The organism is Pseudoxanthomonas sp. 22568, assembly GCF_052044485.1.
Classification (GTDB): domain Bacteria; phylum Pseudomonadota; class Gammaproteobacteria; order Xanthomonadales; family Xanthomonadaceae; genus Pseudoxanthomonas_A; species Pseudoxanthomonas_A beigongshangi.
The window spans coordinates 109,830-135,473 of the sequence record NZ_JBQENC010000008.1; the positions used below are offsets into that span (position 1 = coordinate 109,830).

Sequence of the window (25,644 nt, forward strand, 5' to 3'; positions counted from 1 at the left end):
TCTTAGTGGCGTCCGATGGCTCCGGCGTTCAGCGCCAGCGCGGCGGGTCGGCGACGAAACCATTTGGGAACGCCTGCGGCGCGCGTTCGCGATAGGACGGACGGTAGGGCGGCGGCAGGATGCCCAGGGCCACCAGCCGGCGCGGTTCGTCGTATCGGATCTGGCTGACCTGGTCGGGCGTGCGCCGGGCGCGCACGAAGTCGGTGGAACCCACCGGCGCCCATTCGCGTTCGCCGTGCCCGGTGCCGATGCGCTGGCGGCTGGCCATCGCGTCGCCGGCGGACTCGGCCGCGGTCGGTGCGGCGGCCTTCGCGTCGGCGCTTTCCGATTGCGCGCGGGAACCGGCATAAGGCGGGTAGGGCGCCGGCGTCGGGTGGACCGGATAGCGCGGCGAGTAGTAGGGCCGTGCTTCGCGGAACGCCGCGACACCGATCACCCCGATATTGCGCGGACGTCCGGTCCGCGTGGCATAGCTGTCGCCATGATCGGTGAACACGAACTGGGCGACATCCTCCAGCGACTTCCGCCAGCCGGCGATCTCGGCGGTCTCCCAGGGATCCAGCACGTAGCCGGCCTGCGAGGGCGCGGCGGTTTCGCCGGTGACCGCGTTGACGCCGTCCACCGACAGCACCACCAGCACGCGCTCGCCGGTGGTATTGGTCAGGCGTACGGCGTAGCGGTGGCCGGGCTGGCCGGCCACCCAACTATCGCCGCGATGCGGATAGCTGGGCAGCCATTGGCCGGTGTCGCGGTCGATGACCGTCATGTCCACCAGCGGCCCGGCCTCGGCGCGGGAGCAGGCGGCCAGCGGGAACAACGAGGCAATCAGGAGCAGGCAGGCGCGGAACATGGCGGTTCTCCGGAAGGGACGTGCGTGTCAACGCGTCGCCGTCGCGGATGGGGTTTGCGCCGCCAGCGGTTAAACTGGCCGTGTTCAGACTTCAGAAAGACGCAATGACCACCCGAGTCCTGACCGGCATCACCACCTCCGGCACCCCCCACCTGGGCAACTACGTCGGCGCGGTCCGCCCCGCCGTGGCGGCCAGCCGCAACCCGGGCGTGGAGAGCTTCTATTTCCTGGCCGACCTGCACAGCCTGATCAAGGCGCAGGATCCGGCGCGCACCCAGCGTTCGACCTTGGAAATCGCCGCCACCTGGCTGGCGGCGGGGCTGGATCCGGACAAGGTGTGGTTCTACCGGCAGAGCGACATTCCCGAGATCACCGAGCTGACCTGGTTCCTGACCTGCGTGGCGGGCAAGGGCATTCTCAACCGCGCGCATGCCTACAAGGCGGCGGTGGACAAGAACCGCGCCGACGGCGAGGACGATGACGCAGGCGTCTCCGCCGGACTATTCATGTACCCGGTGCTGATGGCCGCCGACATCCTGATCTTCAACGCCAACCAGGTACCGGTGGGGCGCGATCAGATCCAGCACATCGAGATGGCGCGCGATTTCGGCCAGCGTTTCAATCACGTCTACGGCAAGGAGTATTTCGCGCTGCCGGAAGTGCTCATCGACGACAACGTCGCCACGCTGCCCGGCCTGGACGGGCGCAAGATGAGCAAGAGCTACAACAACACCATTCCGCTGTTCGTGCCGCGCGAGGAGCTGAAGAAGCTGGTGTTCTCGATCCTCACCGATTCGCGTGGACCGGGCGAGGCCAAGGACACCGAGGGTTCGGCGCTGTTCCAGTTGTACCAGGCCTTCGCCAGCGCGGAGGAAACTGCCGCGTTCGCCCGGGCCTTCGCCGATGGCATCGGCTGGGGCGACGCCAAGCAGAAACTGTTCGAGCGCATCGACGCGGAAATCAGCCCGCTGCGCGACAAGTACCTGGCGCTGATGGCACGGCCCGAGGAGATCGAAGCGATCCTGCGCGACGGCGCGCAGCGCCTGCGCACGAAGTACGCCATCCCCTTGCTGGCGGAATTGCGCCACGCGGTTGGCCTGCGCAACCTGGCCGAGCAGCCGGCGGCGCCAGCGAAGGCGGCCGCGGCCAAGGCCGCATTGCCGCAGTTCAAGCAGTATCGCGACAAGGACGCGCGGTTCTATTTCAAGTTCACCGACGCCGAAGGCCAGTTGCTGATCCAGAGCAATGGCTTCGACGCGCCCAAGGATGCCGGCCAGATCATCGCCGTGCTGAAGCAGGCCGAGCGCGCGGATCAACTGGAAACCACCGAGATCGTGCTGCAGGTTCCCGCCGCGGAGGTGCTGGCAGCATTGAAGCAGTTGCGCGACGCCGAGGCCTGAGATGCCGTTCCTGGCGATGGTGCTGTTCTTGCCGTGGTTCGCGCTGCTGGGCACGCTGTTCTGGCTGTTTCCCCGGCAACCGCGCAGCGGCCGGCGCAAGGCATTCGACACGGCCAGCCTGGCGGTGGCGTTCGTACTCAGCATGCTGGGCATGTATTGGGGCTACGCGCTGGGCTTGGCCGATATCGGCACCGGCGCGATCTGGAAGCAGGTGCTGGCGACCCTGGTCGGCTACGGCGGTTTCCTGTTCGTGCTGACCGTGGCGGTGCTGTTGCGGTCGTGGTGGCTGGAGCGCGGCTGAGCGCGCCGGGTGGAAGCGTCCGGTCCGTCCGGCTGATGGTGGAAGCGACGTGAGTTGCGAAAAGAAGTGCTTCCGATTCGCGACTCACGTCGCTCCCACAGTGAGGCATGTGATGTGCTTCTGCGACCAAAGATGCATCGTGGCGGCGCCGGGACGCCGGTAGAATCGGTTCCATCCTAGCGTTACCCCACAAGCGTATGGACACCATTGGCATCCACACCATCGATACCGCGTTCCAGCGGGATCATTTCGATGCCGCCTACCTGATTGTCGAACAGGGACGTGGCGCATTCATCGATACCGGCACCAACCACGCGGTCCCGCGTTTGCTGGAGACGGCACGAAAGACGGGCTTGGCGGCGGAGGACATCGATTGGGTGCTGGTCACCCACGCGCATCTGGATCACGCCGGCGGCGCGGGCGAGTTGATGGCGCACCTGCCGCATGCGCGCCTGGTCGCGCATCCGCGAGCCGCCCCCCACCTGATCGATCCGGCCAAACTGATTGCCGGCGCCACCGCCGTCTACGGAGAAGCGGAGATGGCGCGCAGCTACGGTTCCATCCGGCCGGTGCCGGAGGAACGCGTGGTCGTCGCCGAGGACGGCCATGCGCTGGAACTGGCCGGACGCCGCCTGCAGTGCATCGACACGCCCGGGCATGCGCGCCACCATTACTGCGTGTGGGACGAACGCAGCCGCAGTTGGTTCACCGGCGACACCTTCGGTCTGTCGTATCGCGAGATGGACGGTCCGCACGGACCGTTCATCCTGCCGACCTCCTCACCGGTGCAATTCGAGCCCGAGGCGCTGAAGATCTCGATCGCGCGATTGCTCGCGTACCGGCCGCGGGCGATGTACCTCACCCACTATGGCCGGGTTGAGGAACCGGACCGGCTGGCGGCGGAGCTGTTCGAACAGATCGATGCGATGTGCGTGTTGGCCCGGCAATGCGACGGCAAGCCGGACAGGCACCGCGCCATGGTCGCCGGATTGACCGCGCTGTACCAGGAACGCGCCCGCGCGCTGCGGTGCCCGCTGGACGATGCCGGCGTGACGCAGGTGCTGGAGATGGATATCGAACTCAACGCGCAGGGCCTGGCCTGCTGGCTGGATCGGGATCGCCGCTGATCAATCCCAGCGGTTCACGCCCTCGCGTTCGCCTTCACCCATCGGCACGATGCAGAAGCGCTGCCCGGTCGGGGCTTCCATCACCCACCAGCGGTCGTGGACGAAGCGGATCCGGCGCGCGCCGAGCTGTTCCAGGCGCGTGGCCTCGGCTTCCAGATCGTCGGCTTCGATATCCAGATGCACGCGGGAAGGGTGATCGACCTTCTGCACCTCCACGTGCAGTCCGCCGGCGGCGTCCTTCAGCCGGTCGTACAGGCCAACGCCGCCATCATCGGCGCTGACCACCGGCAGGCCGAGGGCGCGGCTCCAGAACGAGGAGGCGGCGCCCAGGTCGTCGGTCTGGCAATCAATGATGAATCCGGCGAGGCGGCTGTGGTGGGCCATGTCGATGCTCCGGAAAGGATGGTTTGAACGTCCGCTGGCGGGAGGCGTCAATCCCAATGGTTCGGCTCGACGCCGCGCTCGGGATGGCGCATGCGCACCACGCAGAAACGTTGCCCGGTCGGCGCTTCCATCAGCCACCAGCGTTTGACGAAACCGATGCGCTTGGCACCCAGTTTCTCCAGTCGGTCGGCTTCGGCATCCACGTCGTCGGCCTCGATGTCCAGGTGCACGCGCGAGGCGTGCGCCACCTGTTGCACTTCGACGTGCAGGCCGCCCGGCGCGCCTTCCAGCTCGGCGTAATGGGCTTCGCCATCCTGGTAGGTCTCGCCGCGCGGCAGGCCCAGCGCCTGGCTCCAGAACTGCGCGGCGGTTTCGTGATCGTGGGTCTGGCAATCGATGATGAAGCCAGCCAGCCGACTGCGATGGGCCATGTTCCGTTCTCCGCGACGTGGGAGGAAACGCGACCCGCCGCCGTGTCCGGCGGCGGGTGGGGACCGGCTTACGCCGGCAATGCCAGATCGTCGATCAGCGCCTTGAGGAAGCGCGCGGCTTCGCCGCCGGTGCAGGCGCGGTGATCGAAGGTGACCGACAGCGGGATGATCTTGTGCGACTCGAAGCCGCCCATCACCGGCGTGACCTGGTGGCGGGCGCGGCCGGCGGCGACGATCGCCACGCACGGCGGCACTACCACCGGCGTGGCGTAGCGGCCGGCGAACATGCCGAAATTGGACAGCGAGATCGTGTAGCCGCTCAGCTCGGAAGCCGGGATGCTGCGATCCTCGACCTGCGCGCGCAGGCGGTTGATGCCTTCGCGCACGCCGCGTGCATCGAGGATGTCGGCATTTCGCAGGGCCGGCACGAACAGGCCGTCGTCGGTGTCCACCGCGATGCCCACGTCCACCTGCGGATGCAGGGTGCGGGTGAGCTTGTCGCCATCGAACCAGGCGTTCATCGCCGGCACCGCCTTGCAGGCGCGGACAATGGCGCGGATCAGGCGCACGGTGACGTCGTTGCCCGGCGTCCAGGCATGCACGTCGGCGTCGTCGCTGAGCGTGGTCGGTACGACCTTGGCGTGCGCGTCGGCCATCACCCGCGCCATGTTGCGGCGCACGCCCTTGAGCTGTTCCGGCTGGCCGGTGACCGCCACGCCCGGAGGCTGGGTGCGCATCGGCTTGCCGGAGGCGGACAGCGTGGTGCGCTGCGCGACGGCGGGAGCCGGCGCCGGGGTGGCTTCGGCCACGGCGGCGCGAACCGGTGCGGCGGGCGCCGCGCCGGCCCGGGCCGACCCGTCGGCGGCGGCCTGCTTGACGTCGGCCATGGTCACCGCGCCATCGGCGCCGGTCGCGCGCACGCGGGCCAGGTCGACGCCCAGCTTCTTGGCCATCGCGCGCACCGCCGGCATCGCCTTGACGCCGCCGACCGCGACCGCCTGCTCGGTGTGCACGGCGTTGGAGGTCTGCATCGCGCCGACCACGGTGCCGGCGTCGTCGCGCTCGGTTTCGGGGGCGGCGGGTGCAGGCGCGGGCGCGGCCGCCGCCGGAGCGGGTTCGGGCGCATGCGCCTTGGCCGGGCCGTGGTGGTGGCCGGTGTCCTGGCCTTCCGCGCGCTGCGGCAGGTTGGGATCGGGCTGGAACACCGCCAGCATGCTGCCGGTGACCACCACGTCGCCCGCGCCGCCGGCCAGCTTCAGCACCTTGCCGGAGACCGGCGACGGCACTTCCACGACCGCCTTGGCGGTTTCCATCGAGACCAGCGGCTCGTCGAGCCGGATCACGTCGCCTTCCTTGACGAACCACTCGACGATGGTGGCGTCGGGCAGGCCTTCGCCCAGATCGGGAAGATTGAAGGTCTTGCTGTCGCTCATTCGGATTTCTCTTGTGCAGGTGTTGCTTGGAAAGGTTCCAGGTTGCGCGCCGGAATCCAGCCGGTGCGGCCGAGTGCGTTCTCGGCCCACCACCAGTCCGCCATCTCGTGGTGCAGGGTCAGGATCTCGCCCTTCTCCGCATCCAGTTCGCGCGTGTCGTATTCGTCCGTCGCGGTGGCCGCGCCATGTTCGGCGTCGAACAGCGCGACCGGAATCCAGCCGCCCAGTCCGCTGGCCAGGCTGGTCCAGACGAACTGCGGCCAGTCGGTGTCGCGTTCGCCCAGCGTCACCGGATCGCCGGCGGCGATCCGGATGGCCGGGCGATCCGGCGCGCGGTGCGTCGCGATGACGCGCGCGCGCTTCATCAGCCGTTGGCCAGGGTGCGCTTGGCCGCGGCGACGATCTTGTCGACGCTGGGCAGGTACTTCATCTCCAGGCGGAACAGCGGAATGTGGGTGTCGTAGCCGGTGACGCGCTCGACCGGCGAGAGCAGGTCGTACATCGAATGCTCGGCCAGGCGCGCGGCGATCTCGGCGCCGAAGCCGGCGGTGCGCGGGGCTTCGTGCACGATCACGCAGCGGCCGGTCTTGGACACCGACTCGGCGATGGTGTCGAAGTCCAGCGGACGCAGCGTGGCCACGTCGATGACCTCGGCGCTGATGCCCTCGGCGGCCAGCTGGTCGGCGGCTTCCAGCGCTTCCTTCACCTGCGCGCCCCAGGTCACCAGGGTGACGTCGGTACCGTCGCGCAGCACGAAGCACACGTCCAGCGGCAGCGCCTCGCCGTCGTCGGCGACCACTTCCTTGTACTGGCGATAGATGCGCTTGGGCTCCATGTAGATGACCGGATCCGGATCCCGGATCGCCGCCAGCAGCAGGCCGTAGGCGCGCTGCGGCGAGGAGGGAAGGACCACGCGCAGGCCGGGCACGTTGGTGAAGATGGCCTCGTTGGCCTCGCTGTGGTGTTCCGGCGCGCGGATGCCGCCGCCCCACGGCACGCGCAGCACCATCGGGCAGTGCAGGCGGCCACGGGTGCGGTAACGCATGCGCGCGGCGTGGCAGATGATGTGATCGACCATCGGGTAGACGAAGCCATCGAACTGCGCTTCGGCGACCGGCTTCATGCCCTGCACGGCCAAGCCCACGGTGAGGCCGGCGATGGTGGTTTCGTCTAGCGGGGTGTCGAGGATGCGATCGGCGCCGAAGCGCTGCTGCAGGCCGGCGGTGGCGCGGAACACGCCGCCGTTCACGCCCACGTCCTCGCCCAGCACGATGACCGAGTCGTCATGCGCGATTTCCCAGGCCAGCGCCTGGGTGATGGCTTCGATCAGGGTGATCGCGGTCGGCGCCGCCACGGTGTCGGCCGCCTTGTGCTTGGCGGTGGTGTTGTTTTCCATCACGGTGCTCATGAGCGGCCCTCCGCGGCGAGCGCGGCGGCCCGTTGCGCCAGCAGTTCCGGCGGCGGATCCGCGTACAGGTAGTCGAACATCGCTTCGACCGGCTGCACCGGGGTGTTGAGATAGGCGTTCACTTCCTCGTCCACGCGCGCGCCGCATTCCTCCTTCCACTTGGCCTCTTCGGCCTCGTTCCAGGCACCCTGCGCGACCAGCCAGGTACGCAGGCGGGTCATCGGCTCGCGTTCCCAGGCCGCCTTCACTTCGGCGTCGTCGCGGTAGCGGCGGGCGTCGTCGGCGGTGGTGTGATCGGACAGGCGATAGGTGACGAATTCCAGCACGGTGCCGCCCTGGCCCTTGCGGGCGCGTTCACCGGCACGGCGCATCGCTTCCAGCACGGCGATCAGATCGTTGCCGTCCACCTGCAGGCAGTGCAGGCCGCCGGCCAGGCCTTTCTGCGCCAGCGTCTGCGCACCGGTCTGGGCCTTGCGCGGCACCGAGATCGCCCAGCCGTTGTTGACCACGCACAGGATCAGCGGCAGCTCGTAGGCGCCGGCCGAATTCAGCGCGGCGTAGAAGTCGGTCTTGGACGAACCGCCGTCGCCACAGGTGGCGACCGCCAGATGTGGCTGGCCACGCAGCTTGAACGCCAGCGCGGCGCCGGCGGCGTGCAGGCACTGGGTGGAAATCGGCACGCTCCAGGCGAAGTCGTGGCGGGCGATCTTGAAATCGTTGCCACGTTCGTCGCCGCCCCAGTACATCAGCACGTCGCGCGGCTGCACGCCACGCATGAACTGCGCGCCGTACTCGCGATAGCTGGGGGCGAACACGTCCTCGGGCTTCATCGAGGCGCCGATGCCGACGTGGGTGGCTTCATGGCCCAGGCAGGAGGCGTAGGTGCCCAGCTTGCCGGTACGTTGCAGCGCGATGGCCTTGGTGTCGAAGGTGCGCACGAACAACATCTGCTTGAACAGCTCGCGCAGGCGCTGGGTGTCGCGCCCGGCTTCGGGCAGGTCGTCGCGGACGAGCTTGCCGTCCGGGCCGAGGTATTGGAGGAACTCGATTTCGAACTTTGCGGCGATGGTCATGCCGGGTGTCACTCTGCGGATGTTGCGGCGAATGTTGAAGGATCCAATGTTAAGGAACCGGAGCCGACCGGCCTTCCTGCGCTGCAACAACACAGATCCGCACGGTGCGCGGAAATACCGGGAAACGCTGGCGCGTCAGGTGCTTGGCGCCGGCAGCGCGGCGCCCGCGCGGGAATTGTCCGGAGGTTGGACCAGCGCGATTCTGCGCGGAAAAACCCCGGCTTGACGCGCACGCGGGGAAGGTGCACAGGGCGGGCGCACGCGGAAAACCAAGCGCGGAAACGACAAGGGCGCGGCCAGGCCGCGCCCTTGTTCATCCATCACCGGTGCCGCGTCAGCGGATCAGCTGCGCGCGGTTGTTGCCGGTGTCCGGGTCCGGGGTGGCGCTGTCCACCTGCGCGGTGAAGGCGAACACCGTGCCGCGCTTGGGCCGGTTCGGCACCACCAGCGCGAACGCCAGCACCTGCGTCGAACCGGAGGCCATCGGCGTGCTGCGCGTGCATTGCGCGGCCGAGCCGGTGGCGGTGTCGGCGGCGCGGCCACACGACCAGCCGCGCGGCGCTGCCACCGCCATGTGGCGTGCCTCGACATTGCTGGCCAGCACCACCTTCACCTGTTCGGCGGAATCCGGGCCGGCGTTGCGCACCGGCACCAGCAAGGTGGCGACGGCGCCGCGGCGGAACGTCGCCGCCCCGCCGAGCAAGCGTACCGACAGGTCGGCCTGCGGCAGCGCGGCCACCGTGACCGCCACGGTCGCGGTGTTGTCGGCATTGGCCGGATCCGGCACCGGCGAGCTGGCCGACACGCCCAGGCCGAGCGCGCCGCCGGCGACGCTGGCCGGCACGGCGACCTGCAGGCTGAAGCCGGCTTCGGCACCGCTGGCCAGCGACGGCGTGTTGCAGGCCAGGCGGGTGCTGCCGCCGGATTGCACCGGCGCTTCGCAGGTCCAGCCCGGGGCGATGGCGCCCAGCACCGGTGCCACGTCCGCGGCGAACACGAAGGCGACCGCGGCCGGCGCCGCCACGCCTGGACCGGCGTTGCGGACGGTGGCGGTGTAGGACACGGTATCGCCGACCGCCGCGCTGGCGCGATCCGCGCTCACCGTCGCCGACAGATCAGCGCGGGCGAAGCCCGGCACGCGGATGGCCAGGCGCACCGGATCGTGATCCGAAGAGCGCAGCGCCACGCTGGCGTCGCCGAAGTTGTCCACGCCGAAATCGGCGTTGATGCGCGCGTGATCCACCTGCACGTCCGCACCCATTACCAGCGCCTCGTTGACCAGCACGTGATCCAGGGTCTGCGCGTTGCCGCCGAAGACATAGGAGTAGCGCTGCGCGGGATCGGCGATCAGCTGCGAACCATCGATCAGCGGCGTGGTCACCGGGCTGGCGGCCCAGGTCAGTACCTGATCGGCCGGCGCCGCGTCGCCACGCAGGATGCCCATCACGTCGACGTAGCCGTCGTTGAACTCGAACGCGTTGAAGTCGCCGACCAGCACGATCTTCTCGTTCGGATCGGCCTGTTGCATCTGCTGCACCAGTCCGCCCAGGTAGGCGGCTTGCGCGGCGCGCTTGGCCCGCACGCGATCGCCACCGGTCGGCCAGCCGTTGCTGCCCGGCGCGGTGTCGTCCATGTCGTTGAGCGAACGCAGGTGGTTGACGATCACGGTGACCGGATAGCCGGCCGCACCGTCCTGGTGGATCCGCGCGCGCAGCCGCAGCGGCGGGCGATCGTTGAGCAGGCTGGTGCTGCCGTCGGGATTGGCCAGCGGGGTGTTCTTGCCGAACTGGGCCACTTCCAGCACTTCCACCCGCGGCGCGCCGCCGGCGGTGGCGCGGGAACTGACCAGGAAGCCGACGTTGATGCCGCCGACGTCGTTGCCCGGTTGCAGATAGGGAACATAGCCCGGGCGGCTGGCGCAGGTGGCGTCAATGCGCTCGGACAGCAACTGCAGCACGCGGGTGTTCTCCACTTCCACCACGCCGAGGATGTCCGGCGTCTTCAGGAAGTCGCAGATCGCCAGCGCCGCCTTGGCCAGGCGCTTGTCCAGCGCGGCCGGCGTCAGGGTGACCGCGCCGTTGCCGTCGGCCACCTCGTCAAACAGGCGCAGCAGGTTGAAGCTGCCGATGGTCGCCTCGTCGTAGCGCGCATCCGGAACCGCGCGCGGCGCCATGCCGGCGCCGGCCGTCGGCGGCGTGGCCGGATCCGGCAGCAGCGCCCAGGTGCCGGAGAAGTAGTCGAGCACGCCGGACAGCCCGGTGACCTCGGCGCCGGTGTCGACCGACAGCGGTTGCGCGTTGACCTGCCCACGGCTGCGCACCATCAGGCGTTCCTGGTTGGTGTCGAAGCGCGGCGGATGCTTGTCGCCGGGAATCGGGATGATGTCCATGACGCCGATGCCGGGTTCGCGGAACGGACGCGCGACCTCGGGCAGGGTCACGTGGAACACGCCGTCGCTGCTGGCGGTGGCGTCGTTCTCGTCGATGCTGCCCCCCGAGGGCGCCACCACCACCGCGCGGGCCACGCTCACGCGCATGCCTTCGAGGCGTTCCAGCGTGCCGGGCAGGGCGGCGGGTGCCAGATCGGCGGCCGCCAGTTCGACCGGCGCCGGCAACGCCACGCCGGCTTCCAGCATCTCCACGGTCGGGCCGGTGATCTGGGTGATGGTCAGCTGGTGTGGATTGGAGGGAGGCACGAATTCGGCCACGGTGCCGGTCACGCGCACGCGGTTGCCGACCGCGACGCTCGCCGGCGGCGCGCTGCCGGTGAACACGAACAGCCCTTCGGACGTGGCCGGATCGCCATCGTCGTTGGCGGCCTGCAGGAAGAAGCCGTTGTTGAACTTGAGTGCGGTGACCACGCCTTCGGTGATGACCCGCTTCTCCACATACGGCGAAATCAGTCCGTTGCCCTGGATCTGCGGAATGGTACGGGCCACCGGCGGATCCGGCGGGGCCGCGCCGCTGTTGCGCGGATTGGGCGTGCCGACGCTGAAGTCGGCGCCGTTGTTCTGGGTGTCGATGCTGCCTTCGCCATTGCGCAGCGCCGCGCTGGTGTTGCTCAACGTGCCGGTCGGGGCGGCGCCCTCGAAGCAGTTGGCCGCACTGCCGAAACCGACGAAGTCGACCAGGTTGGCGTCGGTGAGCGGACATCCGCCGGACAGCGTGGCGGTACTGCGGCTCAGTGCGATCTTGCCGGCGGTGCCGGACAGGGTGAGCGTGCCGGTCGCGTCAGGCGTCGGCAGATCGACGGTGCCGCCGTTGCCCTGCGCCTGCTGGATCAGGTAGTAGCCGCCCGGGGCGATGCTGCCGGCGAGGTTGGTGCGGCTCCAGGTGGTACCGGTGGAGGAGGCGTACTGCACGCTCCATCCGTCCAGGCTCACCGCGCTGGCGCCGTTGTTGCGCAGTTCGATGAAATCGTTCTTCAGCGTGGCGCCGCTGTTGCCGCCACCACCGTAGACCTGGCTGACCACCACCTGCGCCTGCGCCGTGGCGGCAAGCAGCAGGGTGGCGACCGAAAACAGCAAGACCGCCATGCGGCGGTTTCGAGGCATGCCCATCAACAGACTCTCCCTGACCGTGAATGCGTGCGCCGCTGCCCGATGCTGCCGTGGCCGGCTCCGGTTGGCGCAATGTAGCGGAAGCCTCCGGCCCGTGCATTGCATGGCGATGACATAAGTCCCGGTTTTTGCAGGCGACCGCCGGCCGGGGAGGGCGCGGTCGGCGGTATCGGTTACGCTGGCGACCCCGCTGCACCCGCAGCCTTGCCCCGCCTGTCGACGGATGTCCGTAGAAAAGAACGAACGCGCCCTGGAAGCCGGCATCCACACCGACCTGGAAGGCCGGCTGACCTACGGCGGCTACCTGCGCCTGGATCGTTTGCTGGCGGCACAGCAGCCGGTCTCGGATCCGGCCCATCACGACGAGCTGCTGTTCATCATCCAGCACCAGGTCTCCGAGCTGTGGATGAAGCTGATGATCCACGAGCTGCGCGCGGCCACCGTGCACCTGCAGCGCGACGAGGTGTGGCAGACCCGCAAGGTGCTCGCGCGCGCCAAGCAGGTGCTGCGCCAGTTGACCGAGCAATGGTCGGTGCTGGAAACGCTGACGCCTTCCGAGTACATGGGATTCCGCGATCTGCTGGGGCCGTCGTCCGGCTTCCAGTCGCTGCAGTACCGCACCATCGAGTTCCTGCTGGGCAACAAGAACGCCGCGATGCTCAAGGTGTTCGCCCATGATCCCGAAGGACAGGCGCAGCTCCAGCGGATGCTGGAGGCGCCCAGCCTGTACGACGAGTTCCTGCGCTACCTGGCGCGTTTCGGCCACGCGGTGCCGCAGGAGCATCGCGAACGCGACTGGCGCCAGCCGCACGTGTCGGATTCGGCGCTGCTGCCGGTGTTCGAGCGCATCTACGAGGACACCGACCGCTACTGGCGCGAGTACTCGCTGTGCGAGGACCTGGTGGATCTGGAATCGCAGTTCCAGCTCTGGCGCTTCCGCCACATGCGCACGGTGATGCGCATCATCGGCTTCAAGCGCGGCACCGGCGGTTCCAGCGGCGTGGGCTTCCTCAAGCAGGCGCTGGAACTGTCGTTCTTCCCGGAACTGTTCGAGGTCCGGACCTCCATCGACGGCGACCGACCGGCGTCGCCCTGAGCCTCCCGGGCTCGGCCCCCGCAGGAAATCCGCGGGTTTTCCGGGCTTTCCGCTAGCCCACCGGCCCCCGTATTCAGGAAAAACGGCATTGACGGAGCCGCGGGCGTCGGTAATTCTCCCCCGTCCCGCGCGGCTTTCGCGTGGATTTGTCATTCCTGAATAACGAGGGGGGAGACCGCATGAGCGGTGCCGTCGATACGCAAAACCCGGTGCAACCGATACCGGAATTCCAGCAGGCCCTGGGCCATCCGCGTCCATTGTGGATGCTGTTCATGACAGAATTCTGGGAGCGGTTCGCCTTCTACGGCATCCGCTGGGCGCTGGTGCTGTACATCGTGGCGCAGTTCTACGGCGGCAGCGGCACCGGCGAGACGCCGGCCAACCAGGTCTATGGCGCCTACCTGGCGCTGGTCTACGCGGCGGCCATCTTCGGCGGCTACGTGGCGGACCGGATCATCGGTTACCAGCGGTCGATCCTGCTGGGGGCGGCCATCATGGCGGCCGGCCTGTTCATGATCGCCGTGCCGGACCAGAACATCTTCAAGGTGGGCCTGGCCACGATCATCGCCGGCAATGGCCTGTTCAAGCCGAACATCTCGACCATGGTCGGCAAGCTCTACACGGTCGGCGACGAGCGCCGTGATTCGGGCTTCACCCTCTTCTACATGGGCATCAACCTGGGTGCGATGATCTCGCCGCTGCTGACAAGCTGGCTGGCCGAGAAGGTGTTCGGCACCGATACGATGCCGGTGTACAAGATCGTGTTCATCACCTCCGGCATCGGCATGCTGATCAGCCTGGTGTGGTTCTGGTTCGGACGCAGCCAGCTCAAGGGCATCGGCGTGCCGCCGGTGGGCGGCGAGAGCATGGCGCGGTTGGCGGTCACGGCGATTTGCGCGATCGCGGCGATCCCGGTGTTCTACTTCCTGCTGAACCTCGGCGCGGATTCACTGCAGTGGATCCTCACCGCGATGTTCATCGGCCTGGCGATCCTGTTGCTGGTCGAAGGCATCCGCAATGGGCCCAAGCAGCGCGACATGGTGATCGCGATGTTGATCATCTTCGCCTTCAACGTGCTGTTCTGGTGCTTCTTCGAGCAGGCCGGCAGCTCCTTCAGCTTCCTCGCCGACAAGATCGTCAATCGCGACTTCGGCGGCTGGATTTTCCCGGTCGGCTGGTTCCAGTCCGTCAACTCGGTCGCCATCATCACCCTGGCCCCGATCATGGCGTGGCTGTGGGTCAAGATGGGCCGCGCCAACCCGTCGATCCCGCGCAAGTTCGGCCTGGGCCTGATCTTCAACGGCCTGGCGTTCCTGCTGCTGATGTTCGCGCTTTCCAGCCTGGTGGATCCGCAGAGCCTGAAGATTCCGTTCTGGACGCTGTTCGCGGTGTACTGGATCCAGTCCATCGGCGAGTTGTGCCTGTCGCCGATCGGCCTGTCGATGGTGACCAAGCTGGCACCGGTGCGCCTGGTCGGTTTCGGCATGGGCGGCTGGTTCCTGTCCACCGGCATCGGCAACAACCTGTCCGGCATCTTCGCCAGCCACGTCAGCGGCGAGACCGGCATGACCACCGCTTCGGCGCTGTCCGGCTATACCTTCGGCTTCTGGACCCTGCTCGGCTTCGGCGTGCTGCTGTTCCTGATCGCGCCGCTGGTGCAGAAGCTGATGCACGGCGTGAAGTAAACCGCCGGCATCGATGGAGAACGAGAAAGGCGGCCGATGGCCGCCTTTTTCGTGTCCGCGGAATGTTTCCCGCGTGCGTTGTCAGTCGGCCTGCTTCCACGGCGTGGAGCCGGTCATGTGGGCGACGCCGTCGGACAGCTTGTCGATCAGCTGGCTGAGCTGCCGGGTTTCTTCCGGGCTCAGTTCCGACAGCAGCCGGCGCTCGCATTCCAGGGTCATCGGCGCGACCTCGTCGTAGACCGAGTAGCCGACTTCCGACAGCGCAAGCACCGAGCGGCGGCGGTCGTCGCCATGGGTATCGCGCTTGATCAGGCCGCGTTCCAGCAGCTTGGCCACGGCCCGGCTGACCGCCACCTTGTCCATCGCGGTGCGCTCGGCGACCTCGCCGGCGGACAGGTCCGAGAACCGCCCCAGCACCGCCATGATCCGCCACTCGGTGATGGCCAGGCCGAAGCGCTGGTCGTACAGGTGGGCGATGGTCTGGCTGACCCGGTTGGACAGCACGCTCAGGCGGTAGGGCAGGAAGCGCTCCAGTTCCAGCACGGCATGGGGATGCTCGGCCGGGAGGGGGGCGGGCGGGGCGTCTCGGGTCGGGTTGGGGTCGTTCATGGGGCCGGTTCGGAAAGGGATGGCGCGGCGCAGCTTGCAAGTAGTTTCAATTGAAACTATAAAGCAGGCTGTCCCACCGCAAGCCTAGCGAGGCGCTCCATGAACGCACAACCCAACCTCGGCATGCAGGTCACCACCTTCGAGAACCCGATGGGTATCGACGGCTTCGAATTTGTCGAATTCGCCGCCCCGGATGGCCAGGGCGAGGCCCTGCACGACTACTTCCGCCGGCTCGGCTTCACTGCCGTGCTGCACCACAAGACCCGTCCGATCACCGTGTACCGCCAGGGCGGAGTGAACTTCCTGGTCAACGAGGATCCGGATTCGTTCGCAGCGGATTTCGCCCGCGCGCACGGTCCTTGCGCCTGTGGCTTCGCGATCCGCTTCAGCAAGCCGGCGGAACAGGTGTTCGACACCGTCCTCCACAACGGTGGCGAGGCGATCGATCACAAGCCGGAAACCCGCGCGGTTTCCGCGCCGGTGGTCAAGGGCATCGGCGACTGCATGCTGTACCTGGTGGATCGCTACGGCGGTACCGGGAGCATCTACGACGGCGACTACCTGCCGGTGCAGGGCGCGGAGCAGAACCCGAAGGGCTTCGGGCTGACCTTCATCGATCACCTGACCCACAACCTGTACTTCGGCAACATGGACAAGTGGTCGGATTATTACGAGCGCCTGTTCAACTTCCGCGAAATCCGCTACTTCGACATCAAGGGCGCCAAGACCGGCCTGCTGTCCAAGGCGATGACCGCGCCGGATGGCATCGTGCGCATCCCGCTCAACGAATCCTCGGATCCGAAGTCGCAGATCAACGAGTACCTGGACGCGTACAAGGGCGAGGGCATCCAGCACATCGCCTGCTTCACCGACGACATCTACGAGACGGTGGAAGCCATGCGCGAGGCCGGCGTCGAGTTCCTCGACACCCCGGACACCTATTTCGACGTGATCGACCAGCGCGTGCCGGATCATGGCGAGGATGTGCCGCGGCTGGCCAGGAACAAGATCCTGATCGACGCCGATCCCGAGACCCACCAGCGCAAGCTGCTGCAGATCTTCACCCAGAACGCGATCGGCCCGATCTTCTTCGAGATCATCCAGCGCAAGGGCAACGAAGGCTTCGGCGAAGGCAACTTCCAGGCGTTGTTCGAGAGCATCGAACGCGACCAGATGCGCCGCGGCGTGCTCTGAACCCGGGCGGCGCCTGGCGCCGCTCCCCAGTTCAGGCAGAATCGCGTCATCGGCATCGCCGCGACGGACGTCGCGGCCACAGGCAGGCACCATGAAAATCAGCGGCTACCAAACCGGTTTCGGCAACCATTTCGCCAGCGAGGCCGTGGCCGGCACGCTGCCGATCGGACGCAACTCGCCGCAGCGGGTGGCCCACGGCCTGTACGCCGAGCAGCTCTCGGGCACGGCGTTCACCGCGCCGCGCAGCGAGAACCGCCGCAGCTGGCTGTACCGGATCCGCCCGGCGGCGATGCATTCGAATTTCGAGGCGTTCGAGCAGCCGCGCTTCCACAACGATTTCGGCAGCGGGCCGGTGACCCCGGATCAGCTGCGCTGGAATCCGCTGCCGCTGCCGGAAGCATCCACGGATTTCGTCGAAGGCCTGTACACCATGGCCGGCAACGGCTCGGCCGCCGGCCAGCATGGCGTCGGCGTCCACCTGTACGCGGCCAACCGCTCGATGCAGGGTCGGTTCTTCTACGATGCCGATGCCGAGTTGCTGATCGTGCCGCAGCAGGGGCGGTTGCACATCGCCACCGAACTGGGCGTGGTCGAGGTGGAGCCGCAGCAGATCGCGGTGATTCCACGCGGCGTGCGCTTCCGTGTCGAACTGCCGGATGGCCCGTCGCGCGGTTACGTGTGCGAGAACTTCGGCGCCGCGCTGCGCCTGCCCGACCTGGGGCCGATCGGCGCCAACGGCCTGGCCAATCCGCGTGATTTCGAAACGCCGCACGCGGCGTACGAAGAAGTGGAAGGCGAGTTCGAATTGATCGCCAAGTTCCAGGGCCACCTGTGGCGCGCGTCGATCGGCCATTCGCCGCTGGACGTGGTCGGCTGGCACGGCAACTACGCGCCGTACCGCTACGACCTGCGCCACTTCAACACCATCGGGTCGATCAGCTTCGATCACCCGGATCCGTCGATCTTCACCGTGCTGACCTCGCCCAGCGACACCCACGGCACCGCCAACCTGGATTTCGTGATCTTCCCGCCGCGCTGGCTGGTGGCGCAGGACACGTTCCGTCCACCGTGGTTCCACCGCAATGTCGCCAGCGAGTTCATGGGCCTGATCACCGGCGTGTACGACGCCAAGGCCGAGGGCTTCGCGCCGGGCGGTGCGTCGCTGCACAACTGCATGACCGGGCATGGCCCGGACGCAGCCACTTTCGAGAAGGCCAGCGCCGCGGACCTCAGCAAGCCGGACGTCATCCGCGACACCATGGCCTTCATGTTCGAGACGCGCGCGGTGATCCGCCCCACGGCGCAGGCGCTGGAAGCCGGGCATCGCCAGCGCGACTACCTGGCCTGCTGGGCCGGATTGCAGAAGCACTTCCGCAAGCCGGACTGATCCGTTCGCGACAGCTTCACCGCGACGCGCTAGGCTGCGGCTTTCCCACGGAGCCGCCGCCATGACGTTCGCCCCCAAGCCGGTCCTGCTGACTTTCGCCCTGACGCTGGCGCTGGCCGCCTGCAAGCCGCCGGCCGCGCAGCCACCGGCCGAGGCGGACGCACCGGCTCCCGCGCCGCCGCCGGCCGCGAGCGTTCCCGCCGAACCCACCACTCCGCCCACCACTCCGCCCGCCACCGATCCCGCCGCGCCGCCCGCATTGGCCCAGGCCGGGCTGGCCGGTTTCGGCGACATGAAGCTGGGCAGCAGCGAAGACGAGGCCAAGGCTGCCTGGGGCGGCGAGCTCAAGTCGCTGCCGGCGGGCGAGGGCAGTACCTGCCACTACCTGCTGCCGAAGTGGGCGAAGGACGGCAACGAACTGGCCTTCATGATCGAGGACGGCAAGTTCGTCCGCTACGACGTCGGCAACGACAAGGAGACCGCGCCCGGCGGCGGCAAGGTCGGCATGCAGGCCGATGCCCTGCAGAAGCTCTACAACGGTGGCCTGCAATCCACGCCGCACAAGTACGTCGAGGGCGGCCAATACCTGTCGATGGCCGCCAGCGGAGTGGCGCCGAGCAAGCTGGTGTTCGAGGTCGGCGCCGACGGCAAGGTCACCCGTTGGCGGGTCGGCCTGATCCCGCAGGCCGACTACGTGGAAGGCTGTTCCTGAGTTTCCCTCCGCCGACGGTGGCTGGCTGGTGGCCGGCCGCCGCGCGGGCATAGAATCGCCCATCGACGCGAGGAGGCGCACGGATGGAAGCATGGGGCTTTTTCCTGCTGGGCCTGGTGCTGCTGGCACTGGGTGGTGATTCCATCGTCAAGGGCGCCTCGGCGCTGGCGCAGCGCCTGGGGGCCTCGCCCTTCGTGGCCGGCCTGCTGCTGATCGCCTTTGGCACTTCGCTGCCGGAACTGGCGGTCAACGCGCGCGCGGTCTGGGTGGGCGCGCAGGACCTGGCGCTGGGCAACGCGGTCGGCAGCAATATCGCCAACCTCGGCCTGACCTTGGGCCTGGCCGCGTTGTGCGCGCCACTGGTGGTGCGCATGCGCCTGCTGTCGCCATTGCTGCTGTTGCTGGTGGCGGCGACGCTGGCGCTGATCGTGCTCGGCCTGGACGGTGTGATCGGACGCATCGAAGGCGGTGTGCTGCTGCTGGCCTTCGTCGCCATGCTCGTCTTCCTGCTCGCGCGCGGTACGCGCGAGGACGAGGCGGTGCGCGCGGATGTCGCCGCCTATGCCGGTCCCGCGGTTGCCTGGTGGCAGGCATTGCTGCGTCTGGCCATCGCCATCGCGCTGCTGTACTTCGGCTCGAAATTCATCGTCCAGTCCGCGACCACGCTCGGCGCCGGACTGGGCCTGACGCCGCTGCTGTCCGGCCTGTTGCCGGTGGCGATTGGCACCGCCCTGCCGGAAGTGGCGGCCGCCATCGCGGCGGCGCGGCGCGGGCAGGGCGACATGGTGGCCGGCCACGTGATCGGTTCCAGCCTGTTCAACCTGTTGGTCGTGGTGGGCGGCATGGCGGTGTTCCGGCCGCTGCCGCTGCCGACCTCCTTCGTCCGCCTGGAGCTGCCGGCGGCGATCGCCTTCGCGGTGATCCTGTTGCCGATGTTGCGCGGGGACCTGCGCGTGAGCCGGGGCGAGGGCGCCGTGCTGGTGCTGGCGTTCGTGGCCTGGGTGGTGCTGGAAATCGCGATGCTGGCCTGATCAGGCCGGGTCGTCCTGCGCGGGTTCGCCCGCCTGTCCATCGGTCTGGCCGGGTTCGGGTGGGCGCGTGGCCATCTTCAGCGACAGCGCGGCCTTGGCCATCAGGTGCGCACTGATCGGCGCGGTGATGAACAGGAACGCGGTGACCAGCAATTCACGCGGTTGCGGATCGTGCCCCAGTGAAGCGTGGTAGCCGACCGAGGCCAGCAGCACGCAACCCACGCCCAGCGTGCTGGCCTTGGTCGGGCCATGCAGGCGCTTGAAGAAATCCGACAGCTTGGCCAGTCCGTAGGAACCGACCAGGATGAAGAAGCTGCCGACGGCCAGCAGCGTCGCGAGCAGTACGGCGATCAGCATGTTCATTCGACGATGTCCCGGCGCAGGATGTACTTGCTCAGCACTACGGTGCCGACGAAGCCGAGCATCGCGATGATCAACGCGGCCTCGAAGTAGATTGGCGTGTCCAGGTGCATGCCGAACAGCATCAGTTCGGCGATGCCGGCCACGAACAGGGTATCCAGCGCGAGAATCCGATCCGGCACGGTCGGCCCGCGCAGCAGGCGCCACAGCGCCAGCAGCATGGCCAGGCCGACCACGTGCATGGAGCCGACGATGGCCACGGCGACGATGGATTCGGGCGTCATGGGAATATCTCCATCAGGGGCGCTTCGTAGCGGTGCTTGATCTGGGCGACTACCGCTTCCGGATCCTTCAGATCGAACACGTGCACGAGCAGATGGCGGCGGTCGTCCGACAACACCGCCGACAGGGTGCCGGGTGTCAGGGTGATGATGCTGGTCAGCGCGGCGATGCCATGGATGTTGCCGATGTCCAGCGGCACCCAGACGAAGCCGGGCGTGATCGCCGACTCCGGTCCCAGCACGCGGCGCGCGACTTCGATGTTGGAACGGACGATGTCCCAGCCCAGCACCCACAGCATGCGCGGTACCTGGCGCAGGCGGCCGATCCGGGCGAACTCGCGATCCAGGCGCGCGGCGAACAGCGGGATGACGATCGCCAGCACCACCGCCAGCACGGCGTGCCCCCAGCTGAGCGCCGAGTTCATCAGCAGCCAGAAGCAGAAGATCGTCAGGCTCAGCGGCCAGGAAGGAATCCAGCGCTTCATCAGGGTTTCCTCATCGCCGGCAATTGCGCGCGCACCTGTTCCACATAGTCGGTCGGCGACAACAACTGGGCGGCGGCGGCTCGCGTGTAGCCCAGGATCGGGGCGGCGGCCAGCACCATCGCCACGCCGTAGCCGAGCAGCAGCACGGTGGCGGCGGTTTCCAGCGTGCGCGCCGGCGCCGCGATCGTGCCCGATGGTGCGGGAACCTGGGCGCCCGGGGGCACCCGCCAGAACAGCCGCGTGCCCGCGCGCGCCATGCCGACCAGGACCAGGAAACTGCTCACCAGCAGCGCCGCCCAGATCCAGCGTTGCTCGACCGTGGCCATCAGCAGCACCAGCTTGCCGATGAAACCCGACAGCGGCGGCAGGCCGGCCAGCGATACCGCCGCGATCAGGAACATCAGACCGGGCAGGGTCTTGGACGGCACCGGCAGTCCGCGATCCCCGCGATCGCCATCGGCGCCGCGCTGGCGCCGGACCAGATCCGCGATCAGGAACAGCGACGCGCCCGCGAAGGTGCTATGCGCCAGGTAATAGAGTCCCGCGCCGATGGTGCCTTCGCGGGCCAGCGCGAAGGCGATGAACAAGGTCGCCGCCGACACCAGCACCAGGTAGGCCGCCAGCGCGCGCAGCCTGACCGCTGCCATCACTCCCAGCGAGGCCAGGGCCAGCGTGATCACGCCGGCCGGCAGCAGCCAGTCCCAGGCGAATCCGGCCAGCGCGCCGGCCGACGCGCCGAACAGCAGCAGGCATACCCGCAGCACCGCGTACAGGCCGACCTTGGTCATGATCGCGAACAGTCCCGCGACCGCGGCCGGTGCGTGGGTGTAGGTCTGCGGCAGCCACAGGTACATCGGCAGCAGCGCCGCCTTGGTGCAGAACACCAGCAGCAGCAGGCCGGCGGCGGCCTGGATCAGCGGCAGATCGGCGGCCGGCGCCTGCGCGATCTTCGTCGACATCTCGGCCATGTTGAGCGAGCCGAGCAGCGCGTACAGCAGGCCCAGCGCCATCAGGAACAGGGTCGAGGCGGCGATGTTGACGCTGACGTAGTGGAAACCGGCGCGCATGCGATCGCCGCGCCCGCCGCTGAGCATCAGTCCATAGGAGGCGATCAGCAGCACTTCGAAGAACACGAACAGGTTGAACAAATCGCCGGTCAGGAACGCGCCGTTCAGGCCCATCAGCTGGAACTGGAAGAAGGCGTGGAAATGCGGCGCGCGCCGATCCCAGCCGGCGCCGGCGTGCAGCAGGCAGGCCACCGCCAGCAGCGCCGACACAAGCACCATCATCGCCGACAGGCGATCCACCATCAGGCTGATGCCCAGCCGCGCCGGCCAGTCGCCGAGCAGATAGACCAGCACCGTGCCGTCTGCGGCCGCGCGCAGCAGGCACACCGCCACCAGCACCTGCGCGGCCAGCGAGACACCGGCAATCAAACGTTGCGGCACCATGCCGAAACGGCGGTGCTCGGCGAACAACGCCAGCGCCGCGGCGAACAGCGGGATCAGGATCGGCAGCAGCGGCAGGTGGCTCATGCCTTCCTCCGCCGGTCTTCGTGGTAGCTGTCCACGCGCGCCTCGTGCAGGCGTTCGCCGGCGGTGCCGTCGACGTGATCGCTGCCGTTGTCGGCGCGGCTGCGGATCGCCAGCACGATGCTGACCGCGGTCATCGCGAACGCGATCACGATCGCGGTCAGCACCAGCGCCTGCGGCAGCGGATCGGTGTAGTAGGCGAGGGTGGTCGCCACGCCGTCGCGCAGCACCGGCGGCTTGCCGGCCACCACCCGGCCGCCGGCGAAGATCAGCAGGTTGGTGGCGTAGGAGAGCAGGGTCATCCCGAGGATGACGTCGAAAGTGCGCGCGCGCAGCAACAGGTACACGCCGGAGGCGGTGAGCAGGCCGATCGCGCTGGCCAGGGCGAGTTCCATCAGCGTTCCACCTCGCCGGTCCGGAGTGAGCGCCGGTCGAGATCGATGACACCATCGCGCGCTTCCCGCGTGCGCGAGGGTTTGATCGTGCCCAGCATCGAGAGAATCAGCATCGCGCCGCCGAACACCACCAGGTAGACGCCGGTGTCGAACACCATCGCGCTGGTCAGCTCCAGGTCTCCGATCAGCGGCAGCGTCCATACGACGTGGCCGCTGGTGAGGAACGGGTACCCCAGCAGCAGCGGCGCGACCCCGCCCAGCCCCGCCACCAGCAGGCCCACGCCGATGCAGCGCACGTAATCGAAACCGAAGCGCGACTCGACCGAGGCGGCGCCCTGCATGACGTACTGCATCAGCAGCGGCACCGCCAGAACCAGACCGGCGACGAAGCCGCCGCCGGGGGCGTTGTGCCCGCGCAGGAACAGGAAGAACGAGACGGTGAGCGTCAGCGGGAACATGATCTGGGCCAGATCCGCCGGCACCGGCAACGGAATCGGCGGGCCGGGCATGATCTTCTCCGGCGCCATCCGCGCGCGCCGCAGCAGCGCATGCACCAGCAGGGCGGCGATGCCGAACACCGTGATCTCGCCGAAGGTATCGAAACCGCGGAAATCGACCAGGATCACATTGACCACATTGTGGCCGAACGCCTCCGGCAACGAGCGCGCCAGCATTTCCTCGCCGATGCCGCCGGCCGGCCGGGTCATCGCCGCGTAGGCCAGCACCGCCACGCCGGTACCGGCGACCAGGGCGATCACGATATCGCGCCAGCGCCGCGCCGCGTTGCGCTCCGGCGGCGAGCGGAACGGCAGGTAATGCATGCCCAGCAGCAGCAGCGGCAGGCTGACCATTTCCACCAGCAACTGGGTCAGCGCCAGATCCGGCGCCGACAGGAACACGAAGGTCAGGCTGACCGCCAGTCCCGCGCCGCCCAGCAGGATCAGCACCACCAGGCGCTGCCGGTACCAGCGCAGCGAGGTGATCGCGCAGGCCGCCAGCACCAGCCACAGCACCCAGCCCAGCGGCGGCATCGGTTGCGGCGCGCGCCATTCGATGGAAGCGCCGCCGGACAGGAACGGCGCCAGTCCGACCGCGATCGCCGCCAGCACCAGCCAGGCCAGGCTGCGCTGCAGGCTGCCGTTGGCGATGCGCCGGGTCAGCCGCTGCGCCAGCGCGAACAGCGCCTCGACGTTGAACAGGAAGATGCGTCGTCCCAGCGACTGGCGGACGATCGCGTGCAGATCCAGCAACCGGCGCAGGCCGAAATACAGCGCCACGCCGCCGACCAGGCTGACCACGCTCATCAGCAGCGGCAGGTTGAAGCCGTGCCAGACCGCCAGGCTGTAGGTCGGCGCGGCGGCGCCGAGCGTGCCACGCACCGCAGCCTCCAGCACCGGGGCGATGGTCCAGGCCGGGACGATGCCCACGATCAGGCACAACACCACCAGGATCTCGACCGGGATCTTCATCCAGCGCGCGGGCTCGTGCGGCTCATGCTCCAGCGCGCGGGGGCCCTTGCCGAAGAACGTGTCGTGGACGAAGCGCAGGCTGTAGGCGACGCCGAAGATGCCGGCCAGCACCGCGACCAGGCTCATCGCCGCGCGCATGGTCGCGTGCGCGTCGCTCATGTCCAGCGTCTCGGCGAAGAACATTTCCTTGGACAGGAAACCGTTGAGCAGCGGCACGCCGGCCATCGCCAGGCTGGCGATGATCGCCAGCGCGCTGGTGAACGGCAGGTAACGGCGCAGGCCACCGAGCCGGCGCATGTCGCGGGTGCCGGTCTCGTGATCGATGATGCCGGCGGCCATGAACAGCGAGGCCTTGAACACCGCGTGGTTGAGGATGTGGAACAGGCCGGCGACCACCGCCATCGGGGTGGAGAGGCCGAACAGCAACGTGATCAGGCCCAGATGCGAGATGGTCGAATAGGCCAGCAGGCCCTTGATGTCCTGCTGGAAGATCGCCTGCCAGGCGCCGATCAGCAGCGTCGCCGCGCCGATCGCGCTGACCAGGTAGAAGAACAGTTCGCTGCCGGCCAGGGCAGGGTGCAGGCGCGCCAGCAGGAACACGCCGGCCTTCACCATCGTCGCCGAATGCAGGTAGGCCGAAACCGGTGTCGGCGCGGCCATCGCGTGCGGCAGCCAGAAGTGGAACGGAAACTGCGCGCTCTTGGTGAACACGCCCAGCAGCACCAGTACCAGGGTCAGCGGATACAGCGCGTGCGCGCGGATCTGCGGGCCGGCGGCGAGCACGTCATCCAGTTGGTAACTGCCGACGATATGGCCCAGCAGCAGCGCGCCGGCCAGCAGCGCCAGGCCGCCACCGCCGGTGATCGCCAGCGCCATGCGCGCGCCCTCGCGGGCGTCCTGGCGCTGGTGCCAGTAACCGATCAGCAGGAACGAACTGATGCTGGTCATCTCCCAGAACACCAGCAACAGGATCAGGTTGCCGGCCAGCACCACGCCGAGCATGGAGCCCATGAACAGCAGCAGGTACGCATACAGGCGCACCGCCGAATCGCGCGGGCTCAGGTAGTAGTGCGCGTACATCACCACCAGCGCGCCGATCGCCAGCACCAGCCCGGCGAAGGTCCAGGCCAGGCCGTCCAGGCGCAGGCCGAAGGCGAGGCCAAGGTGGGGAATCCAGGGATGCTCGGCGCGCACGATGCCGCCTTGCAGGATCTCCGGCGTCATCGTCGCCAGCAGGCCCAGGCCCAGCAATGGCGCCGCGCCGGCCAGCCAGGCCGCCATGCTGCGCGACTTGGGTCGCCACAGTGCGATGAGCAGGGCGATCAGGAACGGCAGGCACAGGAGCAGGTCGAGAGATGCGGACACTCGTCGGACTTCGATGGCGGGTGTTGACCCGAGTTTAACAGGGCAACGCACGCGGAATGGCGGCTTCGCTATGCTTT

General features: G+C 68.2%; 24 protein-coding genes. 9 read left to right on the plus strand and 15 right to left on the minus strand.

Annotated features, from left to right (window positions below):
• Positions 1 to 28 precede the first annotated feature (28 nt).
• A complete protein-coding gene (locus ACTJI2_RS12050; RefSeq protein ID WP_318287771.1) occupies positions 29 to 850 on the minus strand; it encodes a hypothetical protein in 822 nt (273 codons plus the stop codon).
• A 104-nt stretch (positions 851 to 954) separates the two neighbouring features.
• Here ACTJI2_RS12050 and ACTJI2_RS12055 point away from each other — a divergent pair, with 104 nt between their 5' ends.
• The 3 genes from ACTJI2_RS12055 to ACTJI2_RS12065 all read left to right on the plus strand — a co-directional run bounded on the left by ACTJI2_RS12055 (position 955) and on the right by ACTJI2_RS12065 (position 3,678).
• Positions 955 to 2,250, plus strand: a complete 1,296-nt coding sequence (locus tag ACTJI2_RS12055) for a tryptophan--tRNA ligase (RefSeq protein WP_318287770.1) — start codon at positions 955 to 957, stop codon at positions 2,248 to 2,250.
• Between the two features lies 1 nt (position 2,251).
• Entirely contained in the window at positions 2,252 to 2,551 is a 300-nt protein-coding gene (locus ACTJI2_RS12060; RefSeq protein ID WP_183639230.1) for a hypothetical protein, read from the plus strand.
• Between the two features lie 197 nt (positions 2,552 to 2,748).
• Entirely contained in the window at positions 2,749 to 3,678 is a 930-nt protein-coding gene (locus tag ACTJI2_RS12065; RefSeq protein ID WP_440842234.1) for an MBL fold metallo-hydrolase, read from the plus strand.
• On the opposite strand, the gene ACTJI2_RS12070 is transcribed toward ACTJI2_RS12065, so the two are convergent.
• The 7 genes from ACTJI2_RS12070 to ACTJI2_RS12100 all read right to left on the minus strand — a co-directional run bounded on the left by ACTJI2_RS12070 (position 3,679) and on the right by ACTJI2_RS12100 (position 11,942).
• Positions 3,679 to 4,062 (minus strand): VOC family protein, encoded by a 384-nt coding sequence (locus tag ACTJI2_RS12070; protein ID WP_203323127.1) that lies wholly within the window; start codon positions 4,060 to 4,062, stop codon positions 3,679 to 3,681.
• Positions 4,063 to 4,109: 47 nt separating this feature from the next.
• Positions 4,110 to 4,493: a VOC family protein gene (locus tag ACTJI2_RS12075; protein ID WP_183639225.1), complete on the minus strand. Its 384-nt coding sequence runs from the start codon at positions 4,491 to 4,493 to the stop codon at positions 4,110 to 4,112.
• A 68-nt stretch (positions 4,494 to 4,561) separates the two neighbouring features.
• Complete coding sequence (locus ACTJI2_RS12080) at positions 4,562 to 5,926, minus strand: dihydrolipoamide acetyltransferase family protein (RefSeq protein ID WP_318287767.1); 1,365 nt, start codon at positions 5,924 to 5,926, stop codon at positions 4,562 to 4,564.
• The gene (locus tag ACTJI2_RS12085) at positions 5,923 to 6,291 is read right to left on the minus strand and encodes an SH3 domain-containing protein (RefSeq protein ID WP_183639222.1); all 369 of its coding nucleotides are present in this window, start codon (positions 6,289 to 6,291) and stop codon (positions 5,923 to 5,925) included. Before ACTJI2_RS12085 ends, ACTJI2_RS12080 begins: the two co-directional genes overlap by 4 nt.
• Positions 6,291 to 7,322: an alpha-ketoacid dehydrogenase subunit beta gene (locus ACTJI2_RS12090; RefSeq protein WP_440842287.1), complete on the minus strand. Its 1,032-nt coding sequence runs from the start codon at positions 7,320 to 7,322 to the stop codon at positions 6,291 to 6,293. Before ACTJI2_RS12090 ends, ACTJI2_RS12085 begins: the two co-directional genes overlap by 1 nt.
• Before the next feature lie 8 nt (positions 7,323 to 7,330).
• On the minus strand, positions 7,331 to 8,407 hold the full coding sequence (gene pdhA / locus ACTJI2_RS12095) for a pyruvate dehydrogenase (acetyl-transferring) E1 component subunit alpha (RefSeq protein ID WP_141455536.1): 1,077 nt from the start codon (positions 8,405 to 8,407) through the stop codon (positions 7,331 to 7,333).
• Between the two features lie 334 nt (positions 8,408 to 8,741).
• Complete coding sequence (locus ACTJI2_RS12100) at positions 8,742 to 11,942, minus strand: lamin tail domain-containing protein (RefSeq protein ID WP_440842237.1); 3,201 nt, start codon at positions 11,940 to 11,942, stop codon at positions 8,742 to 8,744.
• A gap of 247 nt (positions 11,943 to 12,189) precedes the next feature.
• On the opposite strand from ACTJI2_RS12100, the gene ACTJI2_RS12105 reads away from it, so the two are divergent.
• Both ACTJI2_RS12105 and ACTJI2_RS12110 read left to right on the plus strand, forming a co-directional pair.
• Positions 12,190 to 13,062 carry a tryptophan 2,3-dioxygenase gene (locus ACTJI2_RS12105; protein ID WP_183639218.1) on the plus strand — a complete coding sequence of 291 codons (873 nt, stop codon included), beginning with the start codon at positions 12,190 to 12,192 and terminating at the stop codon, positions 13,060 to 13,062.
• A gap of 179 nt (positions 13,063 to 13,241) precedes the next feature.
• Complete coding sequence (locus ACTJI2_RS12110) at positions 13,242 to 14,747, plus strand: peptide MFS transporter (RefSeq protein ID WP_203323206.1); 1,506 nt, start codon at positions 13,242 to 13,244, stop codon at positions 14,745 to 14,747.
• Between the two features lie 81 nt (positions 14,748 to 14,828).
• Here ACTJI2_RS12110 and ACTJI2_RS12115 read toward each other — a convergent pair whose 3' ends face one another.
• Positions 14,829 to 15,356, minus strand: coding sequence for a MarR family winged helix-turn-helix transcriptional regulator (locus tag ACTJI2_RS12115; RefSeq protein WP_440842238.1), 528 nt, complete (start codon positions 15,354 to 15,356; stop codon positions 14,829 to 14,831).
• Between the two features lie 99 nt (positions 15,357 to 15,455).
• Here ACTJI2_RS12115 and hppD point away from each other — a divergent pair, with 99 nt between their 5' ends.
• The 4 genes from hppD to ACTJI2_RS12135 all read left to right on the plus strand — a co-directional run bounded on the left by hppD (position 15,456) and on the right by ACTJI2_RS12135 (position 19,680).
• Entirely contained in the window at positions 15,456 to 16,550 is a 1,095-nt protein-coding gene (gene hppD / locus ACTJI2_RS12120; RefSeq protein WP_440842240.1) for a 4-hydroxyphenylpyruvate dioxygenase, read from the plus strand.
• A gap of 91 nt (positions 16,551 to 16,641) precedes the next feature.
• The gene (gene hmgA / locus ACTJI2_RS12125) at positions 16,642 to 17,937 is read left to right on the plus strand and encodes a homogentisate 1,2-dioxygenase (RefSeq protein WP_440842242.1); all 1,296 of its coding nucleotides are present in this window, start codon (positions 16,642 to 16,644) and stop codon (positions 17,935 to 17,937) included.
• Positions 17,938 to 17,998: 61 nt separating this feature from the next.
• Positions 17,999 to 18,649: a lectin gene (locus ACTJI2_RS12130; RefSeq protein WP_440842243.1), complete on the plus strand. Its 651-nt coding sequence runs from the start codon at positions 17,999 to 18,001 to the stop codon at positions 18,647 to 18,649.
• A gap of 83 nt (positions 18,650 to 18,732) precedes the next feature.
• A complete protein-coding gene (locus tag ACTJI2_RS12135) occupies positions 18,733 to 19,680 on the plus strand; it encodes a calcium/sodium antiporter (protein ID WP_440842244.1) in 948 nt (315 codons plus the stop codon).
• Here the strand turns inward: ACTJI2_RS12135 and ACTJI2_RS12140 are convergent, their stop codons facing one another.
• The 6 genes from ACTJI2_RS12140 to ACTJI2_RS12165 are packed head-to-tail and all read right to left on the minus strand — an operon-like array spanning position 19,681 to position 25,567.
• Complete coding sequence (locus tag ACTJI2_RS12140) at positions 19,681 to 20,043, minus strand: Na+/H+ antiporter subunit G (RefSeq protein ID WP_183639205.1); 363 nt, start codon at positions 20,041 to 20,043, stop codon at positions 19,681 to 19,683. It lies immediately after the preceding gene.
• Positions 20,040 to 20,324, minus strand: coding sequence for a K+/H+ antiporter subunit F (locus tag ACTJI2_RS12145; RefSeq protein ID WP_141455545.1), 285 nt, complete (start codon positions 20,322 to 20,324; stop codon positions 20,040 to 20,042). Before ACTJI2_RS12145 ends, ACTJI2_RS12140 begins: the two co-directional genes overlap by 4 nt.
• Positions 20,321 to 20,806, minus strand: a complete 486-nt coding sequence (locus ACTJI2_RS12150) for a Na+/H+ antiporter subunit E (protein ID WP_183639203.1) — start codon at positions 20,804 to 20,806, stop codon at positions 20,321 to 20,323. Before ACTJI2_RS12150 ends, ACTJI2_RS12145 begins: the two co-directional genes overlap by 4 nt.
• Positions 20,806 to 22,341, minus strand: a complete 1,536-nt coding sequence (locus ACTJI2_RS12155; protein WP_440842245.1) for a monovalent cation/H+ antiporter subunit D — start codon at positions 22,339 to 22,341, stop codon at positions 20,806 to 20,808. Before ACTJI2_RS12155 ends, ACTJI2_RS12150 begins: the two co-directional genes overlap by 1 nt.
• Complete coding sequence (locus ACTJI2_RS12160; RefSeq protein WP_440842247.1) at positions 22,338 to 22,733, minus strand: Na+/H+ antiporter subunit C; 396 nt, start codon at positions 22,731 to 22,733, stop codon at positions 22,338 to 22,340. Before ACTJI2_RS12160 ends, ACTJI2_RS12155 begins: the two co-directional genes overlap by 4 nt.
• Positions 22,733 to 25,567 (minus strand): monovalent cation/H+ antiporter subunit A, encoded by a 2,835-nt coding sequence (locus ACTJI2_RS12165; RefSeq protein ID WP_440842248.1) that lies wholly within the window; start codon positions 25,565 to 25,567, stop codon positions 22,733 to 22,735. The genes ACTJI2_RS12160 and ACTJI2_RS12165 overlap by 1 nt, the downstream gene beginning before the upstream one ends.
• Between the last annotated feature and the right edge of the window lie 77 nt (positions 25,568 to 25,644).

Coding starts and splice junctions, on each gene's coding strand:
- ACTJI2_RS12060 (WP_183639230.1), top strand. CDS start 2,252: ATGCCGTTCCTGGCGATGGTGCTGTTCTTGCCGTGGTTCGCGCTGCTG.
- ACTJI2_RS12075 (WP_183639225.1), bottom strand. CDS start 4,493: ATGGCCCATCGCAGTCGGCTGGCTGGCTTCATCATCGATTGCCAGACC.
- ACTJI2_RS12085 (WP_183639222.1), bottom strand. CDS start 6,291: ATGAAGCGCGCGCGCGTCATCGCGACGCACCGCGCGCCGGATCGCCCG.
- ACTJI2_RS12140 (WP_183639205.1), bottom strand. CDS start 20,043: ATGAACATGCTGATCGCCGTACTGCTCGCGACGCTGCTGGCCGTCGGC.
- ACTJI2_RS12080 (WP_318287767.1), bottom strand. CDS start 5,926: ATGAGCGACAGCAAGACCTTCAATCTTCCCGATCTGGGCGAAGGCCTG.
- ACTJI2_RS12115 (WP_440842238.1), bottom strand. CDS start 15,356: ATGAACGACCCCAACCCGACCCGAGACGCCCCGCCCGCCCCCCTCCCG.
- ACTJI2_RS12160 (WP_440842247.1), bottom strand. CDS start 22,733: ATGGAACTCGCCCTGGCCAGCGCGATCGGCCTGCTCACCGCCTCCGGC.
- ACTJI2_RS12110 (WP_203323206.1), top strand. CDS start 13,242: ATGAGCGGTGCCGTCGATACGCAAAACCCGGTGCAACCGATACCGGAA.
- ACTJI2_RS12050 (WP_318287771.1), bottom strand. CDS start 850: ATGTTCCGCGCCTGCCTGCTCCTGATTGCCTCGTTGTTCCCGCTGGCC.
- pdhA (WP_141455536.1), bottom strand. CDS start 8,407: ATGACCATCGCCGCAAAGTTCGAAATCGAGTTCCTCCAATACCTCGGC.
- ACTJI2_RS12070 (WP_203323127.1), bottom strand. CDS start 4,062: ATGGCCCACCACAGCCGCCTCGCCGGATTCATCATTGATTGCCAGACC.
- hmgA (WP_440842242.1), top strand. CDS start 16,642: ATGAAAATCAGCGGCTACCAAACCGGTTTCGGCAACCATTTCGCCAGC.
- ACTJI2_RS12065 (WP_440842234.1), top strand. CDS start 2,749: ATGGACACCATTGGCATCCACACCATCGATACCGCGTTCCAGCGGGAT.
- ACTJI2_RS12090 (WP_440842287.1), bottom strand. CDS start 7,322: ATGGAAAACAACACCACCGCCAAGCACAAGGCGGCCGACACCGTGGCG.
- ACTJI2_RS12130 (WP_440842243.1), top strand. CDS start 17,999: ATGACGTTCGCCCCCAAGCCGGTCCTGCTGACTTTCGCCCTGACGCTG.
- ACTJI2_RS12105 (WP_183639218.1), top strand. CDS start 12,190: ATGTCCGTAGAAAAGAACGAACGCGCCCTGGAAGCCGGCATCCACACC.
- ACTJI2_RS12155 (WP_440842245.1), bottom strand. CDS start 22,341: ATGAGCCACCTGCCGCTGCTGCCGATCCTGATCCCGCTGTTCGCCGCG.
- ACTJI2_RS12135 (WP_440842244.1), top strand. CDS start 18,733: ATGGAAGCATGGGGCTTTTTCCTGCTGGGCCTGGTGCTGCTGGCACTG.
- ACTJI2_RS12100 (WP_440842237.1), bottom strand. CDS start 11,942: ATGGCGGTCTTGCTGTTTTCGGTCGCCACCCTGCTGCTTGCCGCCACG.
- ACTJI2_RS12150 (WP_183639203.1), bottom strand. CDS start 20,806: ATGAAGCGCTGGATTCCTTCCTGGCCGCTGAGCCTGACGATCTTCTGC.
- ACTJI2_RS12055 (WP_318287770.1), top strand. CDS start 955: ATGACCACCCGAGTCCTGACCGGCATCACCACCTCCGGCACCCCCCAC.
- ACTJI2_RS12145 (WP_141455545.1), bottom strand. CDS start 20,324: ATGACGCCCGAATCCATCGTCGCCGTGGCCATCGTCGGCTCCATGCAC.
- hppD (WP_440842240.1), top strand. CDS start 15,456: ATGAACGCACAACCCAACCTCGGCATGCAGGTCACCACCTTCGAGAAC.